A 3439-nucleotide genomic window follows, 5' to 3' on the forward strand; every position below is an offset into this window, starting at 1 on the left:
GCACGGCCTCCTGGAAGTCGAACCGAGCCGGCTCGTCGTAGCGGGCGCGGTGTTTCTCGAACCAGTCGCGCAGCACCGGCTCCTTGACCGGCGGCAGCTGGGTGCCGCCGTCGACCACGCTGAGCGCCTTGAAGATGACGCGTTCTCGGATCGCGGTGTCGCCTTTGTCGAGCTGCAGCGCCAGGCCTTCGCGGTAGAGCACCTCGTTGTCGAGCCAGACCTTGCGCAGCGCGGCGGTCTCTTCGGCGTTGGGCTCATGGCCGCGCTTGGCTTTGAACAGCTCGCGGGCCTCGCGATCGACTTCGGCGCTGATGATGATCTCGTTGGACCCCGCGGTGTCGCGGTTGAGCAGGCGGTCGGCGCCGAACAGGGCAGCGCCCAGCAGCAGGAAGTGCAACAGCGGTTCGCGGGTCCAGTTCGGCAGGCCGGATAGGCGGGGCGGCGCCTTGGCGGTGGGGGTCAAGGAAAGCTGGGCGGACATCGGTCTCTGGGGGCGGGGCACAGGCGGCGGATGCTATCGACGCTGCAAGACAAATTGACGACAAGCGTGGCCGCTGGGGACGCGCACGCGCGACAAAAAAAAGGGCGCCGCATCGCTGCGGCGCCCTGGCAAGTGTTGTCGGGAGCAGGGCTCCCGGCTCCTTTACTTGACGCCTGCGACGGCGACCGAATTGGCCACTTCGACGTAGATCGGGTTGCTGTAGAACCAGAGGTCGGCCCAGGCCGCGACGTCGTAGGACACCGCCTTCTGGCCCACGATCGGGTTGCCCGCGCYGGTGGCCGTGGCCAGGTGAGCCGGGCAGCCGTTGATGGTGCCGTTGGCCTGCGTCCAGGTTGCGCCAGCGGCCGGCAGGTTGGTGGCTACCGTCGTACAGGGGATGCGAAGCATCGTCGTGTCGTTGGCGTTGGTGAACAGGTCGGCCAGCGGGTTGCCGTTGGCGTCCGTCTCGTAGGGCACGGCAGCCGGCATGTTGGTGCCACGCAGGCGCACGTACTGCGAGGCCTGGACCGCCGGGATGCGCAAGCTCATCTTCAGGAAGACGCTGTTGTCCACGCCTGACGACACTTGAGTCCAGGCCGAGCCGCCGTTGCCGCTGAAGGTCTTCAGGATGGCGGCCGACGTGTTCTTGGCGGCGGCCGGCACGGCCGACAGGCCGGCGGTGCTGCCGTCGGCGCGCAGCCAGTCGGTGTTACGCGGCCATTCGCCGGCGTAGTCGGCCGAGCCGGGCGTCCTGTAGCCGGTCACGAGGCCACGGACGACGTCGACGTGGTCCAGCACCGGCTTGTTGATCGGCTGGTTGATGCCGACCTGCAGCAGCGATGGGTTCGGGAACGAGTAGGGGGCGAAGTTCGCACCGTCCGGGTCGCGCAGCACGACGGCCACGACGATCTCGGCACCAGGGCGGACCGCGAGCTTCTCGCCCATGGTGACGCAGCCGGTCTTGTCGATGTCGGTGGCGTTGGTCGCCGCGGCGACGGCAATCGCCTCGACGGAGGCGTTCGTCCGGGCGGCGATGCCCGGGTACGAAGCGCAGGCCACGAACGCCAGGCGGTCGATCAGCTGGCCGGAGGCCGCCCAGGCGTTGCCGGTGCGCAGGCCGTCGACGATGGTCTGCGGGCGCAGCTTGTCGGCACCGTTGCGGACCAGCACGTGTGTGCGCTGGTATTCGCCGGGGTAGAAGTCCTGCGACGAGCGGCGGTCATCCGGGCCGAACTGGCCGCGGTTGTGCCAGTCGGAGCTGGCGAAGAACCAGAAGCCGCGGCCTTCGCCGAGCAGGGCGTCCCAGACGCCGCCGACCTGGCCTGCATAGACGCCGGTGCCGCCGTAGGTGGTGCCGCCGACGGAGTCGGTCAGCACGCCGCCGATATTGTTGCGCTTGACCTGGTACTCACCGCGGTTGTCAGACGCGCCGTGGCCCGGCTGCGACTCGAAGCCGAAGGCGACGTTGGGCGCGGCGTTGTTGAAGTTGCGCAGGTGCTCGATGTTGTAGCCGTTGTTGCCGTTCGGGTTGAACGGGCCGGCGCGCTCCAGGTGGGCGGGCACGTAGTAGCTGGCGTTGCCGTGGAAGTTCGCCATCCACTTCATGGCTTCGACGGTCTTGAGGTGGCCGCGCGTGCCGACGCCGGTGCCGGTGGCGGGAATGAGCTTCTGGCCGGTGGCGCTCCAGCCCAGGGTGGCGGAGGTGGAGTCGGCGCTGTTCGGGTTGGCGCAAGTCCAGTTGTTGCCCGTGCTCGAGCCGGTCACGTTGCCGCGACTGGTGTCGGTGTCGTTGCGGTCGAAGCAGTAGGACCACTGGGCCAGCGCGTTGGCGTTGCCGAGCGGCGAATAGCCGGGGGCGGTGGGCAGCGTGACGGAGTCGACGGAGGCCGGCATCTGGCCAGTGATCACCGACATCGAGCTGTGCTCATGGCCGGCGACGACAGACTCCAGCCCGAGGAACAGCGGCAGGTTCTTCTGGGCCGCGAGGTACTCGATGACGGGGTACTGGTACTCCTGCAGCGACTGCCAGCGCCACATGTTGCCCGTGCCGCCGACGCCGCCGCCGTTGCCCTTGAGGTTGGCCGCGCCGATGCTGTTGGCCCAGGTCGTCGTCGGGCCCTGGCCGGCGACATAGGGGAAGGCCGGCGTGGACAGCGAAGCGTCCTCGGCCAATGTGCAATTGCGGTTGCCATTGCCGCCGTGGCCGGCCTGCACGAACCAGTCCAGGCCCCAGGGCGTCTCGGACTTGTCGGTGACCTTCTTCACCAGCTTCTGCATCGAGATCGAGCCGTCCGAGCAGGTGGTGTGGTTGTGGAAGTCACCGGAGACATATTTGCCCGGCGTCTTGCCTGCGGCGGTGGCGACGGTCGGCGCGATGACGACGATGCTGCTGAGGGCAGCCACGGCGGCCAAGGCGATCTGGCTCTTGGTGAAATAGTGGGGCATGGAAGCGGCTCCGAAAGGGAATAGGGGAGGCGTGGAACGGGGCGGATGCTAGGAAGCGGCCGTGACCCTGGCGTGACGGCATCGCGACGCTGCTGAGACGCGTTCAGGGCAAGCCGGCGAAGTCGACGTTGAGCGTGGCGTTGACGGGCTCGGCGAACTCGAAGATGAGACGCAGGGGATAGCTGCGGCCGATCTGCAGCGGCTGCTGCAGATCGAGCAGCTCGATGTGCAGGCCGTCCTCGGTCAGCTCCAGCGTCTGGCCTGGTTGGATCGGCAGGGACAAGTCTTGCGCCTTGGCGGGTGCGCCGGGCCCGGCCAGGCGTGCTCCAGCAGCCACCGGGGTTTCGACGCCGATCAAGCGATCCGCGCGCTGCACCTCATCGAAGCGCATGCACAGCACAGCCGTGTCGGCGTCGACGCGGGCGGTGCGAGTCCAGGGGTGCCAGATGCGCAGATGGCTGCTGAAGAACTCGCAGGCCCGTGCCGGGCGGGCCAAGCCCAGGTAGGCAGCGC

The 3439-nt window shown here is 68.3% G+C and carries 2 protein-coding genes and 1 pseudogene; all 3 read right to left on the reverse strand.

Translation table 11 applies throughout. The features are described 5' to 3' along the window. Positions 1–463, reverse strand: a pseudogene (locus ACXJKR_RS27590) (peptidyl-prolyl cis-trans isomerase); the annotation flags it as partial. A gap of 180 nt (positions 464–643) precedes the next feature. Further along, the gene (locus ACXJKR_RS27595) at positions 644–2926 is read right to left on the reverse strand and encodes a hypothetical protein (RefSeq protein WP_457325543.1); all 2283 of its coding nucleotides are present in this window, start codon (positions 2924–2926) and stop codon (positions 644–646) included. 103 nt (positions 2927–3029) lie between these two features. Next, positions 3030–3439, reverse strand: a 410-nt coding sequence (locus tag ACXJKR_RS27600; RefSeq protein WP_457325542.1) for a copper chaperone PCu(A)C, incomplete at its 5' end; no start/stop codon positions are given.

The sequence above is a fragment of the Roseateles sp. P5_E11 genome (assembly GCF_054049355.1).